The organism is Qipengyuania gaetbuli (assembly GCF_020524765.1).
Lineage (GTDB): Bacteria > Pseudomonadota > Alphaproteobacteria > Sphingomonadales > Sphingomonadaceae > Qipengyuania > Qipengyuania gaetbuli_A.
Genome location: NZ_JAIVLR010000002.1, coordinates 41,690 through 63,370 on the forward strand (window position 1 = coordinate 41,690; position 21,681 = coordinate 63,370).

At 65.6% G+C, this 21,681-nt stretch carries 21 protein-coding genes; 10 read left to right on the forward strand and 11 right to left on the reverse strand.

Going from position 1 to position 21,681, the window contains the following annotated elements; genetic code table 11:
• Window positions 1-15: 15 nt before the first annotated feature.
• Together LC083_RS08755 and LC083_RS08760 are read left to right on the forward strand one after the other, a co-directional pair.
• Window positions 16-1,254 (forward strand): dicarboxylate/amino acid:cation symporter, encoded by a 1,239-nt coding sequence (locus LC083_RS08755; RefSeq protein WP_222555484.1) that lies wholly within the window; start codon window positions 16-18, stop codon window positions 1,252-1,254.
• Between the two features lie 47 nt (window positions 1,255-1,301).
• Entirely contained in the window at window positions 1,302-2,621 is a 1,320-nt protein-coding gene (locus tag LC083_RS08760) for a dicarboxylate/amino acid:cation symporter (RefSeq protein WP_226700082.1), read from the forward strand.
• A gap of 15 nt (window positions 2,622-2,636) precedes the next feature.
• Here LC083_RS08760 and LC083_RS08765 read toward each other — a convergent pair whose 3' ends face one another.
• The 4 genes from LC083_RS08765 to dapB all read right to left on the reverse strand — a co-directional run bounded on the left by LC083_RS08765 (window position 2,637) and on the right by dapB (window position 5,416).
• Complete coding sequence (locus LC083_RS08765) at window positions 2,637-3,080, reverse strand: hypothetical protein (RefSeq protein ID WP_226700083.1); 444 nt, start codon at window positions 3,078-3,080, stop codon at window positions 2,637-2,639.
• Between the two features lie 66 nt (window positions 3,081-3,146).
• Window positions 3,147-3,809 carry an endonuclease III gene (gene nth, locus LC083_RS08770; protein ID WP_226700084.1) on the reverse strand — a complete coding sequence of 221 codons (663 nt, stop codon included), beginning with the start codon at window positions 3,807-3,809 and terminating at the stop codon, window positions 3,147-3,149.
• A 4-nt stretch (window positions 3,810-3,813) separates the two neighbouring features.
• Window positions 3,814-4,674, reverse strand: a complete 861-nt coding sequence (locus LC083_RS08775; protein WP_226700085.1) for an ion transporter — start codon at window positions 4,672-4,674, stop codon at window positions 3,814-3,816.
• Window positions 4,675-4,687: 13 nt separating this feature from the next.
• A complete protein-coding gene (gene dapB / locus LC083_RS08780; RefSeq protein WP_226700086.1) occupies window positions 4,688-5,416 on the reverse strand; it encodes a 4-hydroxy-tetrahydrodipicolinate reductase in 729 nt (242 codons plus the stop codon).
• A gap of 34 nt (window positions 5,417-5,450) precedes the next feature.
• Between dapB and LC083_RS08785 the strand changes: the two genes are divergently transcribed.
• The 3 genes from LC083_RS08785 to LC083_RS08795 all read left to right on the forward strand — a co-directional run bounded on the left by LC083_RS08785 (window position 5,451) and on the right by LC083_RS08795 (window position 7,204).
• On the forward strand, window positions 5,451-6,152 hold the full coding sequence (locus tag LC083_RS08785) for an NAD-dependent deacylase (protein ID WP_226700779.1): 702 nt from the start codon (window positions 5,451-5,453) through the stop codon (window positions 6,150-6,152).
• Between the two features lie 152 nt (window positions 6,153-6,304).
• Window positions 6,305-6,622 (forward strand): hypothetical protein, encoded by a 318-nt coding sequence (locus LC083_RS08790; protein WP_226700087.1) that lies wholly within the window; start codon window positions 6,305-6,307, stop codon window positions 6,620-6,622.
• Window positions 6,623-6,754: 132 nt separating this feature from the next.
• Entirely contained in the window at window positions 6,755-7,204 is a 450-nt protein-coding gene (locus tag LC083_RS08795; RefSeq protein ID WP_226700088.1) for a hypothetical protein, read from the forward strand.
• Here LC083_RS08795 and LC083_RS08800 read toward each other — a convergent pair.
• The 4 genes from LC083_RS08800 to rpsT form a co-directional block, all read right to left on the reverse strand.
• The gene (locus LC083_RS08800) at window positions 7,137-7,907 is read right to left on the reverse strand and encodes a HesA/MoeB/ThiF family protein (protein WP_226700089.1); all 771 of its coding nucleotides are present in this window, start codon (window positions 7,905-7,907) and stop codon (window positions 7,137-7,139) included. The genes LC083_RS08795 and LC083_RS08800 overlap by 68 nt on opposite strands.
• Complete coding sequence (locus LC083_RS08805; RefSeq protein WP_226700090.1) at window positions 7,904-8,344, reverse strand: DUF983 domain-containing protein; 441 nt, start codon at window positions 8,342-8,344, stop codon at window positions 7,904-7,906. Before LC083_RS08805 ends, LC083_RS08800 begins: the two co-directional genes overlap by 4 nt.
• A gap of 110 nt (window positions 8,345-8,454) precedes the next feature.
• The gene (dnaA, locus tag LC083_RS08810; RefSeq protein ID WP_160608943.1) at window positions 8,455-9,912 is read right to left on the reverse strand and encodes a chromosomal replication initiator protein DnaA; all 1,458 of its coding nucleotides are present in this window, start codon (window positions 9,910-9,912) and stop codon (window positions 8,455-8,457) included.
• A 455-nt stretch (window positions 9,913-10,367) separates the two neighbouring features.
• The gene (rpsT, locus tag LC083_RS08815) at window positions 10,368-10,628 is read right to left on the reverse strand and encodes a 30S ribosomal protein S20 (protein ID WP_222555493.1); all 261 of its coding nucleotides are present in this window, start codon (window positions 10,626-10,628) and stop codon (window positions 10,368-10,370) included.
• A gap of 210 nt (window positions 10,629-10,838) precedes the next feature.
• On the opposite strand from rpsT, the gene msrB reads away from it, so the two are divergent.
• Both msrB and LC083_RS08825 read left to right on the forward strand, forming a co-directional pair.
• Complete coding sequence (gene msrB, locus LC083_RS08820) at window positions 10,839-11,237, forward strand: peptide-methionine (R)-S-oxide reductase MsrB (RefSeq protein WP_222555494.1); 399 nt, start codon at window positions 10,839-10,841, stop codon at window positions 11,235-11,237.
• A 98-nt stretch (window positions 11,238-11,335) separates the two neighbouring features.
• Window positions 11,336-13,513: a transglycosylase domain-containing protein gene (locus LC083_RS08825; RefSeq protein WP_226700091.1), complete on the forward strand. Its 2,178-nt coding sequence runs from the start codon at window positions 11,336-11,338 to the stop codon at window positions 13,511-13,513.
• 78 nt (window positions 13,514-13,591) lie between these two features.
• Here the strand turns inward: LC083_RS08825 and LC083_RS08830 are convergent, their stop codons facing one another.
• The 3 genes from LC083_RS08830 to hflK form a co-directional block, all read right to left on the reverse strand.
• Complete coding sequence (locus LC083_RS08830; RefSeq protein WP_226700092.1) at window positions 13,592-15,148, reverse strand: Do family serine endopeptidase; 1,557 nt, start codon at window positions 15,146-15,148, stop codon at window positions 13,592-13,594.
• Window positions 15,149-15,280: 132 nt separating this feature from the next.
• Window positions 15,281-16,114, reverse strand: coding sequence for a protease modulator HflC (gene hflC, locus LC083_RS08835; protein WP_226700780.1), 834 nt, complete (start codon window positions 16,112-16,114; stop codon window positions 15,281-15,283).
• Window positions 16,115-16,127: 13 nt separating this feature from the next.
• Complete coding sequence (gene hflK, locus LC083_RS08840; protein WP_226700093.1) at window positions 16,128-17,231, reverse strand: protease modulator HflK; 1,104 nt, start codon at window positions 17,229-17,231, stop codon at window positions 16,128-16,130.
• A 117-nt stretch (window positions 17,232-17,348) separates the two neighbouring features.
• Between hflK and LC083_RS08845 the strand changes: the two genes are divergently transcribed.
• The 3 genes from LC083_RS08845 to hemH are packed head-to-tail and all read left to right on the forward strand — an operon-like array spanning window position 17,349 to window position 21,647.
• Window positions 17,349-18,311, forward strand: coding sequence for an Mrp/NBP35 family ATP-binding protein (locus tag LC083_RS08845; RefSeq protein ID WP_319003433.1), 963 nt, complete (start codon window positions 17,349-17,351; stop codon window positions 18,309-18,311).
• Window positions 18,290-20,614, forward strand: coding sequence for a molybdopterin cofactor-binding domain-containing protein (locus tag LC083_RS08850; protein ID WP_226700094.1), 2,325 nt, complete (start codon window positions 18,290-18,292; stop codon window positions 20,612-20,614). The genes LC083_RS08845 and LC083_RS08850 overlap by 22 nt, the downstream gene beginning before the upstream one ends.
• A gap of 10 nt (window positions 20,615-20,624) precedes the next feature.
• Window positions 20,625-21,647: a ferrochelatase gene (gene hemH, locus LC083_RS08855; protein ID WP_226700095.1), complete on the forward strand. Its 1,023-nt coding sequence runs from the start codon at window positions 20,625-20,627 to the stop codon at window positions 21,645-21,647.
• Window positions 21,648-21,681: the final 34 nt, after the last annotated feature.

The following is a 21,681-nucleotide window of genomic DNA, read 5'->3' on the forward strand; positions in this document are numbered from 1 at the left end:
TACGAGGGGATCGCCGTGCTGAGGACCTGGTTTGAAATTCCGCTGTGGCAGCGCGTGCTGACAGCGCTCCTGCTCGGTGTCCTGACCGGCTATTCCTGGGGTCCGGATGCGGAAAGCATCAAGTGGATCGGCGACTTCTTCATCAAGTCGATCAAGATGCTGGTCGTCCCGCTGATCTTCTTCAGCCTCGTGTCGGGCGTCGCCGCCATCGGCGATTTGCGCAAGCTGGGCGCGGTGGGCGGCAGGGCGATGCTGCTGTTCGTCGTGACCGGCCAGATCGCGGTCTGGCTCGGCCTCGGTCTCGGCACCTTCTTCGCGCCCGGCGCAGGCGTCGATACCAGCGCGATCCAGAAGGGCGCGACGCCCGAACCCAATCCCACGACCGCGGTCGACATGATCCTCTCGATCGTGCCCGAAAGCCCCGTGCAGGTGATGGCGGATGTCGCCGTCCTGCCGCTGATCGTCTTCTCGCTGCTGGTCGGCATCGGCATCCTGATGGCCAAGGAAGAGGGCGAGCCGGTCCAGAAGATCTTCGATAGCGGCGCAGTCGTCATGCAGAAGGTGACGATGGTGGTGATGGAACTCACCCCCTTCGGCGTCTTCGCGCTGATGGCCTGGGTCGCCGGCACGCTCGGCATGGACGCGCTGCTCAGCCTCGCGAAGCTGGTGGCGCTCAACTACGCAGGCTGCCTGCTGATCATTTTCGTGATGTATTCGGCGATGATCAAGTTCCTCGCCAGGCTGCCCGTGCGGGACTTCTTCCGCGGAATCATCGACGCGATGGCGGTGAGCTATTCGACCGCCTCGTCCAACGCGACGCTGCCCGTCACGCTGCGCTGTGCGGAACGTAACCTCGGCGTGTCGAATTCGGTCGCCGCCTTCGTCATCAGCCTCGGCGCGACGGTGAATATGAACGGCACGGCGATGTATCTCGGCCTTGCCACGCTGTTCGGCGCGCAGATCTTCGGCGTCGACCTGACGCTGGGCCAGTATTTCCTGATCTCGATCCTGGCGACGCTCGGCGCGGTCGGTGCAGCGGGCATTCCCGGGGCTGGCCTCATCATGATGGCGCTGGTCTTCGGCGCGGTCGGCGTGCCGCTGGAAACGATCGCCTTCGTCGCCGGTGTGGACCGGATCATGGACATGATGCGCACCACCACCAACGTCAGCGGCGATGCCGCCGTCGCGACAACTGTGGCCGTGATGACGGGCGAGATTGACAGACGCGAGATGGTGAGCGCAGACGACGTCTGAACGGGCGATCCAAACGTCCCGAGCTTGTTCTTGAGTGAGGGACCCGGATGGACCGCAAGCTTACGCTCTATATCCTCGTCGGCATGATCCTCGGGGTCATCGTCGGGCAGGCAATGTACCTGACGATGGACCCGGCCGTGGTCGAGGGGCAGGTCGCCCCCTGGCTGAAGCTGCTGTCCGACATCTTCCTCAACCTCATCAAGATGTTGGTCGCACCGCTGGTGCTGTCGACCATCGTCGTGGGCATCGCCCACATGGGCGATTCGGCGGCGCTGGGGCGGATCGGCGTGCGGGCGCTGACGTGGTTCATCCTTGCCAGCCTCGTTTCGATCGGCCTCGGCCTCGTGATGGTGAACCTGTTCCAGCCGGGCGTGGGCGCTCCGATACCCGATGCGGCAGAGGCCGCGGCGGCGGTGGGTGAGGTCAAGGAACTGAAGGCGACCGAATTCATCCTGTCGATCTTCCCCAAGAACGCCTTCGAGGCGCTGGCGACCAACAACATCCTCCAGATCCTCGTCTTCTCGATCTTTGCCGGCGTTGCGCTCTCGGCGATCGGCAAGCGGGGCGAGGCGCTGGTGAAGGGCGCCGATGCGCTGGCGGAAATGATGCTGCAGGTGACCGGCTACGTGATGCGCTACGCCCCCGTCGCGGTGTTCGGGGCGCTGGCCAATGTGGTCGCAGCGAGCGGGCTCGACATCCTCGGCACTTATCTCCAGCTGCTGCTGGAATTCTACTTCAGCCTCGTGCTGCTATGGATCATCCTGCTCGGCATCGGGGCGGCCTTCCTCGGGCGGCGCATCGTCACGCTGGTGCGCTATATCCGCCAGCCGCTGCTGATCGCCTTCTCGACCGCGTCGTCGGAAGCCGCGTTACCCAAGCTGTTCGAACAGCTCGACCGCTTCGGCGTGCCGCGCCGCATTTCGGGCTTCATGTTGCCGCTCGGCTATTCGTTCAATCTCGACGGCAGCATGATGTACATGAGCTTCGCGACGATCTTCATCGCGCAGGCCTATGGCATCGACCTCAGCGTCGGCACGCAGATCATGATCATGCTGACGCTGATGATCTCGTCGAAGGGCATCGCCGCGGTCCCGCGCGCCAGCCTGGTGGTTATCACCGGCACGCTCGCCATGTTCGGCCTGCCGGTCGAAGGCGTGGCGATCATCCTCGCCATCGACCAGTTCCTCGACATGGGCCGCACGGCGACCAACGTCGTCGGCAATGCGGTGGCGACCAGCGTCATCACCAAGTGGGAAGGCATGCTGGAGGTCGAGGAACCGCCCTTCGTCGAGCATCCGCACGCCCCCTCGCATACCGCAGCTGGCGGCAAGGCGGGGCTGGAACTCGATCCGGAGAACTTCGGCTAGGGCAGGGGCGCCTGATCAGTCCGGTTTCGGTGCCGGTTCTTCCAGCGTTTCCGCATCGGCTGGCGGCGTGTCGCAATTCTTCTCGCAACTGGTGGTCCGGGAAGGGCGGAAACTGCCGCTCAGCTTCAGCCGCGCACCGCCTTGGACCTGGTAGGTCTTGGCGTCGCCGTTTTCGAGCGGATCGCCTTCGGGGATGGTGCCTGCATAACCGGTCGTGTTGCCGCGCGACCTTGCTCGCGGCGTGCCTGTCGAACTTGCCGAATTGGCCGAGCGCAGCGCCTGTCCGGCCGAATTGATGCTGCCCGAAATCGCCTCGCCGAGCGAGGATTGCGCCGCTGCCTGCCCCGAACTGCCGGACAGGATCACCGCTTCCTCGGCCGCCACCTGGGCCGATGCCGGAGTGTAGGCGGCCGCGCCGGTGGCGATTACCGCCAACGCTGCAAGGTGTCGTGCGTCCATGTCGGAACCTCCCGCTGCTTGCGCAGATAATGCGCCTTCGCTGCGCGATTGGCAAACGGGGAGGGGTCAGCCCTTGGCGGTGGCGCGACCGGGCTTTTCCAGCACCTTCTTGCGATAGCTGCACAAGTCCACGAGTTTGCATCGCCAGCATTCGGGCCTGCGCGCCTTGCAGACATAGCGGCCGTGCAGGATCAGCCAGTGATGCGCCCCGAGGCGGAAGGGCTGGGGCACGCGCTTTTCCAGCTTGGCCTCGACGTGGTCCGGGGTCTTCCCCTTGGCGAGACCAGTGCGATTGCCGACACGGAAGATGTGCGTGTCGACCGCGAAGGTTTCCTGCCCGAACCAGCAATTGAGCACGACATTGGCGGTCTTGCGCCCGACGCCGGGCAGGCGGACCAGATCCTCGCGCGTGTCGGGCACCTCGCCGCCGTATTCGTCGACCAGCAGCTGGCTCAGCGCGATGACGTTTTTTGCCTTGGAATTGAACAGGCCGATGGTCTTGATGTGGTCCTTGAGACCCTCCTCGCCCAGTTCAATCATTTGTGCAGGCGTTGTGACCTCGCGAAACAGTGCGCGCGTGGCCTTGTTGACGCCGACGTCGGTCGCCTGCGCGGACAGGGCCACTGCCACCACCAACTGGTAGCAATTGCCGTATTCGAGCTCGGTTTCGGGCGAGGGATTGTCCTCCGCCAACCGGCGGAAGAACTCGAAGATCTGGTCTTTTGTCATGCTGTCAGCGGCGCGGCCCCCGTCCGCGTTCGAGCGCGGCGATCTTGGCTTCGATCTTGTCGTCCTCGATATCGAGTTCTTCGAGATGCTTGCGCATGTCCTCGATCAGGTGATCGCGGCGGCGCTGCATGGCATCTGAAAACGCGGCCACGATGATCCCTGTTGGCATTGCGACGAAGGCGATCCCCGACATGGCCAGCCCGGCAGCGAAGAATTTGCCGAGCGGGGTGATCGGGGTCACATCGCCATAGCCGACCGTGGTCAGCGTGATGGTCGCCCAGTAAAGCGCGCGCGGGATCGATCCGAAGGTGTCGGGCTGGATGTCCCCTTCCACGATGTAAAGCGCGGTCGCGCCGAACAGCACCAGCACGAACGCAACGGCAGCGGTGATGATGAGGTCGTCCACCCGGTCGACCACGGCCCCCCACAATTCCTTCACCGCGTAGGAGAAGCGCCCGAACTTGGCGACGGCGAAGACCCGCAGCAGGCGGAAGGTGCGCAGGATCGCGGCATCGGCGACCATCAGCGGAGCAAGCGTTGTCACGACCACGAACAGGTCGATCAACCCGATCGGCGAACGGATGAAGTGCCAGCGCTTGGCCCAGTTGCTTCCGCTCCCCGGCTGTTCCGCCGCAGCATAGATGCGGGCCAGATACTCGAGCAGGAAGACAAAGCCGAAGGCCACTTCGGTGCGCAGCAGCGCGGTGTGCCATTCGGCCGGCAAGCTCGGCTCGGTTGCCAGCGCTGCAGTGATGACGGCCAGAAGGATGGTGAGGATCAGCAGGCGGTTGAGCACTGTCAGCCGCCCGTCGGGATGCGCACCGACGAAGAGCTGCTCATGCAGGAAAGTCCTCAGCCCCGCCATCATCGTTTGCCCGCTAGAGTTCGAGCACGTCCTCCATCCTGTATCGTCCCGGATCGCGCCCCAGTAGCCATTCGGCCGCCTTCAGCGCGCCCCGCGCGAAGATGGCACGGTTTTCCGCGCTGTGCGAGAGGGTCAGCCGCTCCTCATCTCCGGCGAGGATGACGCTGTGTTCGCCTGCCACCGTTCCGCCGCGCAGGGCAGCAAAGCCTATCGCGCCGCGCGCCCGCGCACCTGTGTGCCCGTCGCGCCCGCTTTCGCGGTTGGCGGCAAGGTCGATCCCTCGGCCCTGCGCAGCCGCCTGGCCGAGCAGCAGGGCCGTGCCCGAGGGCGCATCGACCTTGCGGCGGTGATGCATCTCCACGATCTCGATGTCCCAGTCGTCCCCCAGCCTTTGCGCCGCTTCGCGCACGAGGTGGGCGAGCAGAGTTACGCCCAGCGAGGTGTTCCCTGTCTGCAGCACGGGTACCGCGCGGGCTGCGCTGTCGATGGCGGCATGGTGCTGGTCTTCGAGGCCGGTGGTGCCGATAACGATCGGGATGCCTGCGCCGACAGCCGCGTGCAGGTTCGTCTGCAGCGCGCCAGGGGCCGAGAAATCGATCAGCGCGTCGGATGCATCGGCCAGCCCCGCCACATCACCGCCCTTGTCCACGCCGCCCGCCCATTCATGGCCGGAAGCGTCCACCACGCGGTGCAGCGCTTCGCCCATCGCGCCCTTGCTGCCGATAATCCCGAAACTTGGCATTGCCCCTCCTTGGGTTTCCGTGTTCATGGAACCTATGGTCGCTCTGCGCAACATCGTCGTCCTGACCGGCGCCGGGATTTCCGCCGAAAGCGGGATCGACACCTTCCGTTCGGCGGGCGGCCTGTGGGAACGGCACCGGGTCGAGGATGTCGCGACGCCCGAAGGCTTCGCCCGCGATCCCGAACTGGTCCAGCGCTTCTACGATGCCCGGCGCGCAGCGGTGCAGGAGGTCGCGCCCAACGCCGCGCACGAGGCGCTTGCCCGGCTTGATGCGGAGTGGGGCGGGGAGCTGCTCATCGTCACGCAGAATGTCGACGACCTGCACGAACGTGCAGGCGCACGCCGCGTGCTGCACATGCACGGCGAACTGCTGAGCGCGCTGTGCCCCATTTGCGAGCGGCGGCACCGCTGGACCGGGCCGCTGCTCGACCGGCCCGCCTGCCCGACCTGCGAGGCGCATTCCCTGCGCCCCGACGTCGTGTGGTTCGGCGAGATGCCTTACCAGATGGACCGCATCTATGCCGCGCTGCGCCAGGCTGACCTGTTCGTGTCGATCGGCACCAGCGGCGCGGTCTATCCCGCCGCCGGCTTCGTGCGCGATGCCCGCGATCTCGGTGCGCGGACCCTCGAACTCAACCTCGACCGCAGCGAAGGCTCGCACTGGTTCCACGAATCGCGCCAGGGCCGCGCTGGCGACCTCGTTCCGCATTGGGTTAGCGAAATTCTGGGCAGCTAAGGCACTGGTTCAAAAGGCCTGTTTCGCCCATCGGTCTTCCTTCGCCAAATCATCGGCAAAGCATCAGCCTCCCATCATGGGTTCGGCCGGATGACTCGATAAGCTTCTCTCAGCGGCAATCCGCCGTTCGCTTGAAACGAGAGGAGAGCGAAATGAAGAGACTGCTTCTTGCGGCCACTGCGGCGCTGGTGGCGCTTCCCGCACCGGCTTCGGCCAACCACATTCTCAACCTCGGCACGGCGTATGACTCGCGCGGGCAGTGCGAAGCTGCCAGCGCGCGGTTCAGCGTGGAGGACCGGCCGAGCCTGCTCCAGCGCTTCCCCGATACCTTCTCCAATATCGGCGAGGTCGCGGGCCTGCTCGTCCGTGCCTTCCCCTGTGTTTATGACGAGGCGACCGACGCCTGGTACATGGACGACCGCCGCCTGGAAGTGCTGACCAGCGACTGGTTCCAGCGCCGCGGAGACTGAACGGCTTTCCCGCGGCACTGCGACACCGCGGGGGTGCGTGGGCCGGGATTTGCTGCCGAGAGGCGCGTCCCGGCCCACTGTCGCATCTGCGGAAGGTTCGAAATCTTTACTCCACTGCGCTAGCACGCAGGAATGTCACGCCGCGCCGCCATCGTCTGCCTGCTGCTGGTCCTGCCCTATGCCTATGTCGCGTGGTACTGGGCGAGCCTCCTATTCTTCTGCCACGAATGCCGCATTTCCGGCGACATGATCTTCTATACGCTGGTGCTGCTGTTCGCGACGCCGATCGTCCTGATCGCGGTCGGCGGCACGGCCTTCTTCAGCGCGAAAAGGGGTTTCGAGGACAGCCTCGCCCGGCAGGATTACGCCGGGGCCGGAGTGAGCGGCGGCTGCGCCGTGCTGGGGCTGAAGGCGCTGGTGGCAGGCGGAGTCCTGCTCGCGGCATTCCTGTTCTACTGGCTTGATGCGCCCGAACCGGGCCGCGACCGGCTGGGCCGGATCTGCGAGGAAAGTGCTAACGGTTCGCGCATCCACTGCAGGCCGGATCCTTCGCGATCGAAAAAGCCCTGGTCGCTGGACTGAGGCCGTCGAGCAAATAGACCTTGCTCCAGTCGGAGCGGCCGAAGGCGCTTGTCCCGTCGAGCAATATGCGCACCGCCTGCATCGCGGCAAAGGTCGCTACCCAGCCGGCCATGGCGCCCAGCATACCGTCTTCGGCACAGGTGTCGCAATCTTCCGCATCGAAGGCATCGCCCACGAAACAGCGATAGCAGGCCTCTTCGTCGAGATGCCCGGCAAAAGCTCCGACCTGACCCTGGAACCGGCCCACGGCAGCCGACAGCAGGGCGACGCCTGCGCGCACGCAAGCATCCGACACGGCGAGGCGGGTGGCGAAATTGTCAGTCCCGTCGAGCACGAGATCCGCGCCAGCGACGAGGGCGTCGACGTTCTCGGCATCGATCCGGCGATCGCTTATCTCGACGTCGAGCGCCGGGTCGAACAGTTTCACCCAGCGCTTGGCGCAGGTCGCCTTGCCGAAGCCGATGTCGCGTTCGTTGTAGAGCGTCTGGCGCTGGAGATTGCTGGCATCGACCTTGTCGTCATCGACCAGGGTAAGCTTCCCGATCCCCGCTGCGGCCAGATATTGCAGCGCGGGCGAGCCGATCCCGCCCAGCCCGACCAGCACGAGATGCTTTTGCGCCAAGGCCACCTGTCCAGCCCCGCCGATCTCGGGGAGCACGATATGGCGCGCGAATCGCTCCAGCCGGTTCTCGGGCAGGCTCATTCCTGCAGCCCCTCGCGTTCGGGCAGGCGCTCCTTGCGGAAGCCATGCATCCCGTTCCACCACTGAAGGCCGATAACCGCGCCCTTGGAAGGCTGGAGCAGCGCGACCAGCATCACGATTGCCAGCGGAATGATGATGGCCAGCAGGGCTAGCGCGCCCAGCTCCCACTTCGTCACCAGCGCGATGATCACCGGGGCGAGCAGGTGCCCGGTCACGAAGATGCCGATGTAGGCGGGAAGATCGTCCGCCCGCTGGCCCGAGATGTCGAGCGAACAGGCAGAGCACGTGTCGACCGGCTTCAGCCAGCGACGGAAAAGCTTGCCTTCGCCGCAGCGCGGGCAGCGATGGCGCACACCGCGCACCATGGCGGCAAACAGGCTGGCTGGAAGGTCGTAGCCCACGGCACTCGGCAGGTTGGCGTCTGGGGACAGGCTCATGGAAAGCCTGTTGGCAGCATGTGGAGGGACTGTCGACAGGCCTCTGCGACAGTCCCGTCGATCGTCAGCTTTTCCTTTCCCGGGGTGCGATCCGAAGGGTCAGGAAAAAATCAGCTCTCCAGCTGGCGCAGCAGGCTGCGCACATCGCCGTCCATATCGGCATCACGTTCGCGCAGGTCCTCGATCAGGCGGACGGCGTGGATCACGGTGGAGTGATCGCGGCCGCCGAACTTGCGCCCGATTTCCGGATAGCTGCGCGGGGTCAGCACCTTGGAAAGATACATCGCGACCTGTCGCGGACGGACGACCGCGCGCGCACGGCGCTTGGACGACATCTCGCTGCGGTCGATGCGATAGAATTGGCAGACCGTGCGCTGGATCTCGTCGATCGTGATCCGGCGGCGGTTGGCCGACAGGATGTCGGTCAGCTGTTCTTCGGCGAGCTGGAGCGAGACTTCCTGGCCGGTCAGCTGCGCATAGGCGATCAGCTTGTTGAGGCCGCCGACCAGCTCGCGCACGTTGCGCGTGATGGTGCGGGCGAGGAATTCGATCACGTCTTCCGGCACGGCGAGCGGCGCGAACTTGCTCAGCTTGGAATGCAGGATCTTCTTGCGCAGTTCGATGTCGGCGGGCTGGATGTCCGCGACAAGGCCCATCGACAGGCGCGAGAGGAGGCGGGGTTCCACCCCGTCGAGTGCCTGCGGCGCACGGTCGGCAGCGAACACCAGGCGCTTGCCTTCGGCCAGCAGCGCATCGATCGTGTAGAGCAGTTCTTCCTGTGCGGACGCCTTGCCGATGATGAACTGGATGTCGTCCACCAGCAGCAGGTCGAAGCTGCGCAGGCGCGCCTTGAATTCGATCATCCGGTTGGCCTTCAGCGCCTGGACGAATTCGACCATGAAACGCTCGGCACTGCAGTAGAAGATGCGGCTGCGCGTGTGGGCCTTCAGGAAAGCATGGCCGATGGCGTGCAGCAGGTGTGTCTTGCCCTGGCCGGTAGCGGCCTTGAGGTAGAGCGGCGAGAACTGCGGCTTTTCGGTCGCGGCCATGCGCTGTGCTGCATTGAAGGCAAGCACGTTGGCTTCGCCCGTCACGAAGGCAGCGAAGCTGAGCGAGGCGTCGAGGCCCACCGAGGAGGTGAAGCCCTGATCGCCGAGCGTGTCCGCGCCGATCGCCATCATCGAATGATCGCCATCGTTGGCCGGGCGACGGCCGTCGCCGTGCAGGCGCAGGTCGGCGACCTGGCGGCGACCCGGATGGACCGAGATGGCTACGCGGCGCACTTCGCTGCGAGCGATCTTCCATGCCAGGCTCAGCCGGTCGGCAAAGCGGTCCTTGACCCAGTTGGCGCTGAATTCGGTCGGCAGGAACAGGTCCAGCGTACCCGTTTCCGGATCGATCTTGCCGAGCTGGATCGGTTTGATCCACTGGCTGTGCAGTTGATGGCCGAGATCCTTGCGGAGCCCCTGGCTGATGTCAGCCCAATCGGCTGCCAGGTTTACCGCCTCGAGATCCTCCATTTCGTCTTTTGCCTTCCGCTTGTTCGCAAGGTCACCCGTCTTGACCATAGTGAATTCAACCCCCGGTGCCCGGCCTTCGCGACCGGGTGTGCTTTTTATTCGGCGTGGGCGGACGGCACGGCTCCGCCGTTGCCCGGAATCGCAGGATTCCCGGGCGCTTCCCCCATTTGGCCATCGATGTGAAAACTCGGGCTGTCCCCCCCGAGCAGAGCTATTTGATAAGTCGCCGCGGCGATGAGTCGCAAGGGGGATAACTGCAAAAAATCTGAAATAAACTTGTTGACTCGCTGAACCCCGCAGGCCGCCGTTCAAACCCCTGTTTTTCCGTCAATGTGAACATTCACAGGATGCGAATCGTTGGAAACGCTGGGTTTTGATTGCGGGCCGGAGACGGTGCGGCAACGAATTGCGACAACAGTGTGCCGGATATGTCAAAGGGGCCGACACCTGACGTGTCGACCCCTTGTCGATTCCGTGGTCCGGCGTTGCCGCCGGAGGCCGAATCAGAGCGCTGCGACGCGCTTCGACAGGCGGCTCATCTTACGAGCCGCGGTGTTCTTGTGCATGACGCCGCGAGCAACGCCGCGAGCCATTTCCGGCTGCGCGTTGAGCAGGGCGGTCTTGGCCGCTTCCTTGTCGCCGCCTTCGATGGCCAGTTCGACCTTCTTCACGAAGTTGCGGATGCGGCTCATGCGGGCACCGTTGATCTCGGCGCGCTTGTCGTTGCGGCGGATGCGCTTCTTGGCTTGCGGCGTATTGGCCATGTCTGTCCTCGGTCGGGCCGCACGTTACGGGCGGCGAAATCTTGTCTGGTCGTGTCTAAAGAGGCGGATGCCCCGCCGGAAAGCGGCGCACTTAGCGGTGAGGGCCCGAATCGTCAAGCACATCGTCGCATGACATGCTGTCCGCGTCAGGAACCGCGTGCATCGCCTCCTGTTGCACCTATATGGGTAGGCCAGCTGAAAGGACAATGCGTGAGTGACAAGCTGATCAAGAGCGAGGCCGAATGGCGCGAAACGCTCACCCCCGAACAGTACCATATCCTGCGCGAGAAGGGCACGGAACGGGCCTTCACCGGCAAGTATGACAAAAACAGGCAGGAAGGCGAATACCACTGTGCTGCCTGCGGCCAGCTGCTGTTCGAAAGCGACGAGAAATTCGATAGCGGCTGCGGCTGGCCGGCCTTCAGCGCGCCAGCAGACGGCGCGGCGGTCGAAGAGCATCGCGACACCAGCCACGGGATGATTCGCACCGAGGTCGTCTGCTCGAAATGCGACGGCCACCTCGGCCATGTCTTTCCCGATGGCCCCGGCCCGACGGGCCTGCGCTATTGCATCAATTCCGCCGCGCTCGATTTCGAGCCCGAAGACTGACCGGACGTTTCGGGGCGTTCAGCGGGGGTTGAGGCTCGCCATGCAAGATTGTGGCATCTATAGGGCACTGCCAGGCCGCATGAGGGATTTTGCGAAGAATGGATAAGAGAGGCAGCCGGCGCAAGAAGGCCGCTCGAGCACAGCGGGCCCAGCGCGCCGAGGCCGACGGTCAACACGAACCCGGCCGGTTCTGGCGGTGGACCAAAAGGCTCTTCGTCTGGGGTGCCGCGCTCGCGCTTGTCGGCGCGCTCTTTCTCGCCATCGCGGTCGGTTTTGCGGCCCGTTCGCTGCCCAGCTTCTACCAGCTGAAGGCCACGCAGAACGCGCAGACCATCGTCGTGCGCGCCCGCGACGGGACCGAGATCGTCGAACTTGGGCCGAGCTACGGCAAGTGGCTGTCGCATGACGAGATCCCGCAGGTCATGAAGGATGCGATGATCGCGGTCGAGGACCGGCGGTTCTATTCGCATCCCGGCGTCGATCCTTACGGCCTGACGCGCGCCGTCTATGTCTGGGCGACGGGCGAGGACCGGCTCGGCGCGACCTCCACGATAACCCAGCAGCTGGCGCGCAACGTGTTCCTGAACTCGAACCGCTCGCTCGACCGCAAGCTGCGCGAGGCAGTGCTGGCGATGGCGCTCGAATGGAAGTTCTCCAAGGAGCAGATCCTCGAGCTCTACCTCAACAAGGTCTATTTCGGCGGCGGTGCCTATGGCATCGATTCGGCCAGCCGGAAGTTCTTCAGCCACCCTGCCAACGAACTCTCGGTCGGGGAGGCAGCGATCATCGCGGGCCTGGTGAAAGCGCCCAGCCGCTATTCGCCCACCGCCGATGTCGATGCTGCCGTCGGCCGCGCCAGCGTGGTGCTGCGCCTGATGAAGGAACAGAACTTCATCCCACAGGACGCGACAGTCGACCCTTCGGAAGTCCGGCTGAAGGAAGAGGCCGCGCAGAATTCGGTGCGCTACTTCACCGACTGGGCGCTACCGCAGCTCGACCTGCTGCTGCCCGAGACGTTCGAGCCAATCGAGGTCTGGACCACGCTTGATGTCGGGATGCAGCGTGCGGCCACCGCCGCGGTCCAGTCGAACGTGCCCGAAGGCTCGCAAGGCGCGCTGGTCAGCCTCGACCGTGACGGCGCGATCCTCGCGCTAGTGGGCGGCACCGATTACGTCGAGACGAATTACAACCGCGCGACCAATGCGCTCCGCCAGCCGGGTTCGAGCTGGAAGCTGTTCGTCTATCTTGCCGCGCTCGAGGCCGGTTACACGCCCGAAGACCGGGTGGTGGACACCCCGGTGACCATCGGCGGGTGGAGCCCGCGCAATTCGACCGGACGCAATATCGGCGAAACGGACCTGCGCACCGCATTTGCCTATTCGGTCAACACCGTGGCCGCGCAGCTCGGCAACGAGGTCGGGTTCGGCTCGGTCGCGTCGATGGCGCGCCGGTTCGGCATCAGTACGCCGATCAACACCTATCCGGCCATGGTGCTGGGATCGAACGAGGTCCGCCTGCTCGACATGACCCGCGCCTTTGCCGCGGTGTCGAACAAGGGGGCTTCGGTCGAACCCTATGGCATCGTCAAGGTGACGACGGCCGATGGCGAGACGCTTTATGAGCACAAGAAGTCGCGCAGTACGCAGCTCGTGCCCGACCACGTGGCGGCAGGCATGACCGACCTGTTGCAGGCGGCCGTCCAGACCGGCACGGGCCGCGCCGCGCAGATCGGACGACCGGTGGCCGGCAAGACGGGGACCACCAGTTCCAACAAGGACGGCTATTTCGTCGGCTTCTCCTCCGGCATCACCACCGGCGTGTGGATGGGCCGAGACGACAACAAGCGCGTCGGCGGGCTGCAGGGCGGTGCCGCCCCGGCCAAGGCCTTCGCTGCCTTCATGCGCTATGCCGTGAAGGATCGACCGGTCGAGGAATTCGAAACCGAACTCAAGCTGCCCGAATGGCAGCTGGAGGAGGATGACGAGTACTTCTTCGGCAGCCCGGACGACTATTACTACATCGACGAGCAGGGCAATCTGATCGAGCCTGGTCGTCCGCCCGAAGGGCCCGACGGGCAGCTACCCTTCCCGGTGGACGGCGAACGCCCGCAACCGGTCCCGACCGATCCTACGCGGCCCCCGCTGCGCGAGCAGCCGCCTGTGCGCGGCCAACCGGGGCGCGGGGCGGACGGTGCACCGCAGGCCATCGGCGACGATTTCCTCGACCGGGCGACGGGGCGCAACGAACAACGCCAGCCCGAACGCCCCCGGCAGTAGGCGGGCAGATCGAGCAAAGAAAAAGCCCTCCCGGCGCGAACCGGGAGGGCTTTTCGTTTCTAGCCTTGGCTATTGCGCTTAGCGGCTCAGGCGAACCGCTACGTACTGAGCCGGGCGGCCGCGGCGCTGGACGCGCAGCAGCACGGCCTCGCGGTTGTCGGCTTGCGCACCGCGCACGGCGGTCTCGAGGTCGGTGACAGCGGTCAACGGGCGATAGTTCGCGGACAGGATGATGTCGCCGCGCTGCAGGCCCTTGCGCGCCGCATCCGAGTTGCGGTTGACCGAAGCGATCACCACGCCGCGCGTATCGGCGCCAGCGCCCAGCTGGCGTGCGATCTGCGGCGTCAGTTCGAGCACCTGCAGGCCGAGGCGTTCCTCGATCACTGCATTGTCGCTCGGCGCCATGTCGTCTTCCTGTTCGGCATCGGGGTCAAACATCTGGCTCTGGCGCAGCTCTTCGTCGGTGGGACGCTTGCCCACGGTGACGTTGATGCGGCGGCGTTCACCGTCGCGCACCACGTCGAGCGGGATGGTCGTGCCCGGCGCGATATTGGCGACGAGATAGGACAGGGTCTGGTCGGGCGTCACGTCGCGGCCGTTAACCTTGAGCACGATGTCGCCCGGCTGCAGGCCCGCACGCTCGGCCGGCTGGCCGGCCTGGACCGACTGCACGAACTCCCCGCGATTGCGCTGGAGGCCCAGCGAGGCTGCAACGTCTTCGGTCACCGGCTGGATCTGGATGCCGAGATAGCCACGTTCGATCTCAACGCCGCGGCGCAACTTGTCGACGATGGGCGCGGCGGTTTCGGCCGGAATTGCGAAGCCGATGCCCACGCTGCCGCCCGAAGGCGAATAGATCGCGTTGTTGATGCCGATGACGTTGCCCTGCATGTCGAACAGCGGGCCGCCCGAATTGCCGCGGTTGATGGCCGCGTCGGTCTGGATGTAGCGGTCGTATGCACCCGCGCCGGTGTTGCGCAGCACGCTGGAGACGATGCCGCTGGTCACCGTACCGCCGAGGCCGAAGGGGTTGCCGATGGCAACGACCCAGTCACCCACGCGCGCCTGGCTCGAATCGCCGAACCTCACGAAGGGGAAGGGCTGGCTGCGGCTGACCTTGAGCACGGCAAGGTCGGACTGGGCGTCGGTGCCGACCAGTTCCGCCTCGTATTCCGTGCCGTCGGGCAGGGTGACGGTGATCTCTTCCACCGTGCCGCGGCCCGAAGGGCTGACGACGTGGTTGTTCGTCACGACATAACCGTCGGCCGAAATGAAGAAGCCCGAACCCAGCGACTGGCCTTCGCGGTACTGCGGTTCTTGCGGCTGCTGGCCACCATTGCGGCGGTTGAACAGGTCTTCGAACGGCGTGCCCGCGAAGGGGTTGCCGCCGTTGCCGTTGGAAATCTCGATCCGCTGGCGGGTAGAGATGTTGACCACGGCAGGCTGCAGCTGGGCCGTCAGGTCGGCGAAGCTTTCGGGGGCCCCGGCACGCGGGACCACGCGGGCCATGTGGGAATCGTCGTTCTGGGCGACCTGCGCTCCGGCGGGGTATCCGGCGAGGGAAAGAGCGGCGCCTCCGGCAAGCAGGGCGGCGGTTACGGAATATGCATATCGCACTGGCTTCACGTCCTTCATTTCCTCTTCGTCTGTGTCTGCACGAAGATCACACCGCTTCTATGCGGGACCCGTGCAGGCGGTTCCTGCTGGCGAGACTGCCAAGGGGCGCTGAATGCCCGTTGAACGCGGTGTTGCGCGTTCGACGAACCGTCAACGCCGCCCGCGGAATTGCCGCAGGTACTCGTTATCCGGCGACAGGATGATGTTGCTTTCCGCATTCCCGTTACCTGGTGCGAAGGTGGCATCATAGCTCTGCATGGCGCGGTAGAAGTCATAGAAGCCCGCGTCCTTGCCGAAGCTTTCGGCGTAGATGCGCGCCGCTTCCGCGTCGGCTTCTGCACGGATGATGCGGGCATCGCGGGCGCCCTGTGCGCGGATCGTGCGCGCTTCGCGCTCGCGGTCCGATTCCATCCGGCGGAAGGCCGATTGCAGCGGCGCTTCGGGCAGGTCGGTGCGGGTGATCTTCACGTCCACCACTTCCGCGCCGTACTGGCGGGCCTGCCGGTCGAGATTGGCGCGCACATTGGCTAGCGCATCGCCGCGTTCGGCGGTCAGCATCGACTGGAAGGTGCGGCGGCCCAGTTCCTGGCGCAGGACCGAGTTCAGGATCGGCTGCAGGGCATTGCGCACGCCGTCGGTCGAACCGGCGCGTTCCACCATGGTCACCGGATCGGTGATGCGGAAGCGGGCATAGGCATTGACGAGCAGGCGCTGCTGGTCGTTCGAAAGGACTTCCTCGTCGCTCATCTCGAGGTCGAGAAGGCGCTTCTCGATGCGCACCACCTTGTCGATGAAGGGCCAGCGGAAGTGGAGGCCGGCCTTCAGATTGCCGCTGGGCGTATTGATCGTGCCGACCGGCTCACCGGTCCGGACGATCACGACCTGCTCTTCTTCGGGTACGACGAAGGCGCTCAGCATGAATGCCACCACCGCGAGGCCAAGGGCGGCGACGGACGCCTTATGATCTTCCCAGATCTGCTGCATGTTCATGGCCATGTTACTGGCCCTCCTGCGTGGTCACGGTGTTCGCCTGCGTCCCCTGCTTGGCCCGAGCACGGATTTCCGGCAGCGGCAGGTAAGGCGTCACATTGTTGGTTTCGACCACGGTCTTGGGCGTCTTGGAGAGCACGCGTTCCATGGTTTCGTAATAAAGGCGCTGGCGCGTCACTTCGGGCGCAAGGCGGTACTGTTCGTAGACCTTGTCGAAAGCTTCCGCCTCACCCTGCGCCTGTGCGAGCACCTGCTGAGCTTCACCGCGAGCCTTGTTGCGCGCGGCATCGGCCTGTTGTTCGGCGACCTGCACGTCGCGGAAGGCCTCGACCACGTCGGACGGCGGGTCGGCCTTTTCGATTTCGACACCGAGCACGCGCACACCGGCCTGGTAGCCGTCGAGCGTGCGCTGCATCCGCTCTCGCACTTCCTGCTCGATCGCCGCACGACCCTGGCCCGAGAAAGTCTCGTCCAGTTCGGTTTCGGCAACCGCGGCGCGCATCGCGGCCTCGGCCACGTCGTTTACCGTTTCCACCGGATCGACGAGGCGGAACTTGAAGTCTTCCAGGTCGGAGATGTTCCAGCGCACGATGAAGCTCAAATCGACGAGGTTCTGGTCGCCCGTCAGGATCAGCTTCACCTGCTGGTTGGAGCCGGGAACACGTTCGATCCGCACGCCCTGCACGTCTTCGACGTCGACCGTTTCGATCGGGAAGGGCAGCGAGAAATTGAGGCCCGGGGTCATCTTGCGGGTGTAATTGCCCAGCGTCTTGACCACGGCTTCCTGCTGCGGTCCGATCAGGTGGACGCTGGTCGCAAGCAGGCCGAGCGTGACAATGCCGGCCACTGCCACGGGGAACCAGCTCTTGCCGCCGGGGCGCTGGGGCATCCGGAAGCCGGGACCACCGGGTCCGCCGGTGCGGCGCGGGCCTTCGGGGCCGCGGCTCTTGAAGATGTCTTCGATATTGGGACCGCGACGGTCGCCGCCGCTGCCGGGCGGCAGCCACGGGTTCTTGGGGCCCTTGGGCTTGCTTGCCTCGGGCTCGTCCTTGTCGCCACCGTCTCCCGATGAACTGCCCCCGCTACCCCAGGGGTTCTTTCCGCCAGCCATTGCGAGGCCGATCCTCCGTCCAAATCCGTCCAGAATTCTCATGAATGTCTTATAGGAAGGGTTTGACGGAAAAACAGGGGTTGCGGTGCGGATTTCGATGCTACAGCAGCCCGCAGCATGGCGACGAGCGAAATTACCGACGATCTACCACCCGAATTTGCCGGACGTGTCAGCGCTGCGACGCTGAAGGACGGACGCGCGCTGATCGTGTTCGATGCGGCCGGCCTCGGCGAAGCCGAACGCGCCGCGATCGAGCGTGACATCACCGCGCGGCTGTCCGCTCGCAGCGATGTGAACGAGGTGCGCGTGGTGATGACGGCAGAGCGCAAGGTGCCCATGCTTATCGCAATCGGATCGGGCAAGGGCGGCGTGGGCAAGTCGACGCTGACCGCCAATCTCGCCATCGCGCTCGCCCGGCAGGGCATTCGCACCGGCCTCGTCGATGCGGACGTATATGGCCCCTCGCAGCAGGTCATCTTCGATGCGGAGGATGCCAAGCCCGACGCCCGCGACAACCGGATGATCCCGGTGGAGACGAAATTCGGCGTGCGCATGCTTTCGATGGGCCAGCTGGTCGCGCCCGGTCGCGCCATCGCCTGGCGCGGACCGATGGTCGGCAATGCGCTGGCGCAGATGATCGATGCGCATTGGGATGCGGAAGATGTCATCCTCATCGACCTGCCGCCGGGCACGGGTGACGTGCAGTTGACTATGGTGCAGAAATACAAGCCGGCAGGCGCGATCCTCGTCTCGACACCGCAGGATCTGGCGCTGATCGACGCGGCGCGCGCCGGGCAGTTCTTCGACGCGGCATCGGTGCCCGTGATCGGGCTGGTAGAGAACATGGCCGGTTATGCCTGCCCGCATTGCGGCGAGGTTTCCGATCCCTTCGGCAAGGGCGGCGTCGAGGCTGCGGCACAGCGGCTGGAGCTACCCTTCCTGGGCCGCATCCCGCTCGACCTTGCAATCAGGCAGGGCAGCGATGCGGGCGAACCGCCGGCGGCGGGCGACAGCGCGCAGGCCGAACCCTTCCTCTCGATTGCCGGAAAGCTGGCGGCATGGATTTCCGCAAGAAGCTGACCGAAGCCGCTGGCCGGGTGAAACTGCCCGATGTCTCGCGCCGGCAATTGCTGGTCGGCGCGGCAGCGGGCGGCGGCCTGCTGCTGGCATGGACGCTCTGGCCACGCACCTACCCGACCTCGCTGGTCCCCGGAGAGGGAGAGGCGGAATTCGGCGGCTGGCTGACCATCGGGCGAGACAGCGTGGTCACGGTCGCCATCCCGCAGCTCGAGATGGGGCAGGGCATCACCACGCTGCTTGCGCAGATCGCGGCAGTCGAACTGGGCGCGGACTGGCGGCAGGTCGGGGCAGAGCCGGTTTCGCCTTCAGGACATTTCCCCAACCTGCCCCTGGCAGCGCAATGGGCGCCGCTATGGGCCAACTTCCCCTCGCTTGCAGGCGAACCCGACGACTGGCTGGTCGAACGCTTCGCCGGCGCAACGGCGTTCGGCGCAACCGTCGGCGGAACTTCGCTTGCCGCTTACGAGGCGCCCTTGCGTGCCGCGGCTGCCAGCGCACGCGACATGCTGGTGCGCGTAGCGGCAGACCGCTGGGACGTCGCGGCCGAGGAGTGCGAGGTAAGCGGCGGTTTCGTGCGACATTCGACCGGCGGCCAGCTGCGCTTCGGCGAACTGGTCGACGATGCACGCGAGCTCGACCCGCCGGACCCGGCGCCGCTCCTGCCGGTCGCGGCCTTCGAGGACCCTGTGTTCGGTGAAGCGGATGCGCAAACCAGTTTCCCGCGCATCGACCTGCCGTCGAAGGTGGACGGCAGCCATTTGTTCGCGGGCGATATCCGCCTGCCCGGTATGGTCTTCGCCTCGATCCGCCACGGCCCGGTGGGCCTGCCCGAACTGTTCCGCTTCGACGAAGGCGCGGTGGCGGGGATGCGCGGGCTCGTGGGCGTTGTGAAGTCGAAGCGCTGGCTGGCGGCGGTGGCCGAAAGCTGGTGGATCGCCGACCAGGCGCTTGCGCGGATGCGCGCCCATTTTACCGGTCCTGGCGCGCTCGAGCAGGCAGTGCTCGATACAGAAATAGAGCGCGCCCACGAACAGCGTGCCGACCTTGGCGAGCGGATTTTCGAACTCGGCAATCCCGACGCCGCGCTGGGCAAGCCTTCGCTCCAGCGCCGTTACGATGTAGCGCCCGCTGTCCACGTTCCGCTCGAAACTGCCAGCGCAACCGCGCGGTTAGTCGACGGGCGGCTCGAATTGTGGATGGCCTCTCAGGCTCCGGCAGCCGCGCGCGAGGCGGCGGCGAAGGCAATCGGCATCTCTCCCGAGGACGTGGTCTTCTACCCCGTTGCGGCAGGCGGCAGCTTCGATGCCCGGATCGAGAAGCAGCACGCGATCGAGGTCGCGCAGATCGCCGCCGAAATCGGCAGGCCGGTCCAGCTCACCTGGTCGCGCGTGCAGGATATCCAGGCCGTGCCGCCGCGCGCTCCGGCAGCGGCGGACATGGCAGCCAGCATGGGGGGCGAAGGCCAGCCGCTCGCGTGGCGGGCGCGGATCACCACGCCGCCCTTCATGCGCGAGATGGGTCACCGCCTGTTCGACAATCTAACGCCCGAGGCCGCACGCGAAGAAAGCCGCGGCAAGGCCGATGCGCTGGCGGTCGCCGGTGCGATTCCCCCCTATGGCATCGGCGAAGTCGCGGTGGACCACGTTCCGGCCAGCATCCGCCTGCCGGTCACGCGGATGCGCGGCGGGGCCGAGGCGTTGAGCGCCTTCTTCACCGAAACCTTCATCGACGAACTGGCCGTGGAGGCCCGGCGCGACCCCTTCCTCTATCGCATGGCGCTGCTCGGCGGCGCGCCGCGCATGGCCGAATGCCTGCGCCGCGCCTCGCGCCTCGGCGAATGGGACGGCGGGCGCTCCGGCAGCGGGCAGGGGATCGCGATGGTGCGCATGGGGCAGGACGCGGCGAGAGCAGGGCATATCGCCTGCGTGGCGCAGGCGGGCATGGGCCCGGGCGGTGCGCGCGTGACGCAGCTGACCGCAGCGGTCGACATCGGGCGGATCGTCAATCTCGATATCGCCCGCCAGCAGATCGAGGGCGGGCTGGTCTACGGCCTGTCGCTGGCGCTAGGCTCCTCGGTGAAATACGAAAGCGGCCATCCGGTCCCGCGCAATCTGCGTGCGCTGGAACTGCCGCGGCTGGCCGATTGTCCGGAGATCGTGGTCGATTTCATCGCCAGCGACGCGGAACCGTTCGATCCCGGCGAACTTGGTGTGGCGGTGGCGGCACCCGCCATCGGCAATGCATTGTTTGCGGCGACGGGCCTGCGCCTGCGCCGCCTCCCGCTTCTTTCGGAGGGTTTATGAGGTTCGCGCAGTGACCTGGCAGGACCAGCAGCTTCCCGCCGATCACCCGCCTGTCAAATCGGGCCGGATCGGCATTCTCATCGTCAATCTCGGCACGCCCGACGCGCCCGAGCGCGGGCCGGTTAAGCGTTATCTCGGCGAATTCCTGTCGGACAAGCGCGTGGTCGAGATCCCCGACATCGTCTGGCAACCGATCCTGCGCGGGATTATCCTCAACACGCGGCCCAAGCGCAGTGCCAAAGCCTATGCCAAGGTCTGGACGCCCGAAGGCTCTCCGCTCGCCGTTATCACCCGCACGCAGGCCGCAGCGATGCAGGAACGGCTGGGGCAGGGCGTGATGGTCGATTATGCCATGCGCTACGGCCAGCCCGCCATTGCCGAGCGGTTGCAGGCGCTGATGGACGCGGGCTGCGACCGGATACTGCTCGCCCCGCTCTATCCGCAATACAGCGGGGCGACGACGGCGACGGTGGTCGACAAGGCCGCCGATGCCCTGCGCAAGATGCGCTGGCAGCCGGCCATTCGCACTTTGCCGCCCTATCACGACGATCCCGCCTATATCGATGCGCTGGAGGCCGACCTTGTCCGCCAGCTCGACGCGCTCGATTTCGCGCCCGAGGTGCTGGTGCTGAGCTTCCATGGAATGCCGCAGCGCACGCTTGAACTGGGCGACCCCTATCATTGCCACTGCCAGAAGACCTCGCGCCTCCTGCAGGAACGGCTCGCCGGTCGCGGGCTCCGGTTCCGCACCAGCTTCCAGTCGCGCTTCGGCCCGGCAAAATGGCTGGAGCCGGCGACGGACACAGTGCTGAAGGAAGAAGCGGCAGCGGGCACGAAGCGTCTCGCGATTGCCGCACCGGGCTTTTCCGCCGATTGCCTGGAAACGCTGGAAGAGCTGGCAATGGAAGGGCGCGACGAGTTTCTCGAAGGTGGCGGCACGCATTTTGCGGCCCTGTCCTGCCTCAATGCCTCCGACGCTGGCCTCGCAATGCTGGAAAGCGTGCTGCGGCGCGAATTGTCGGGCTGGATTTAGGTCCCGGGATTACTTACAAGGAAGTAAGTAGTCA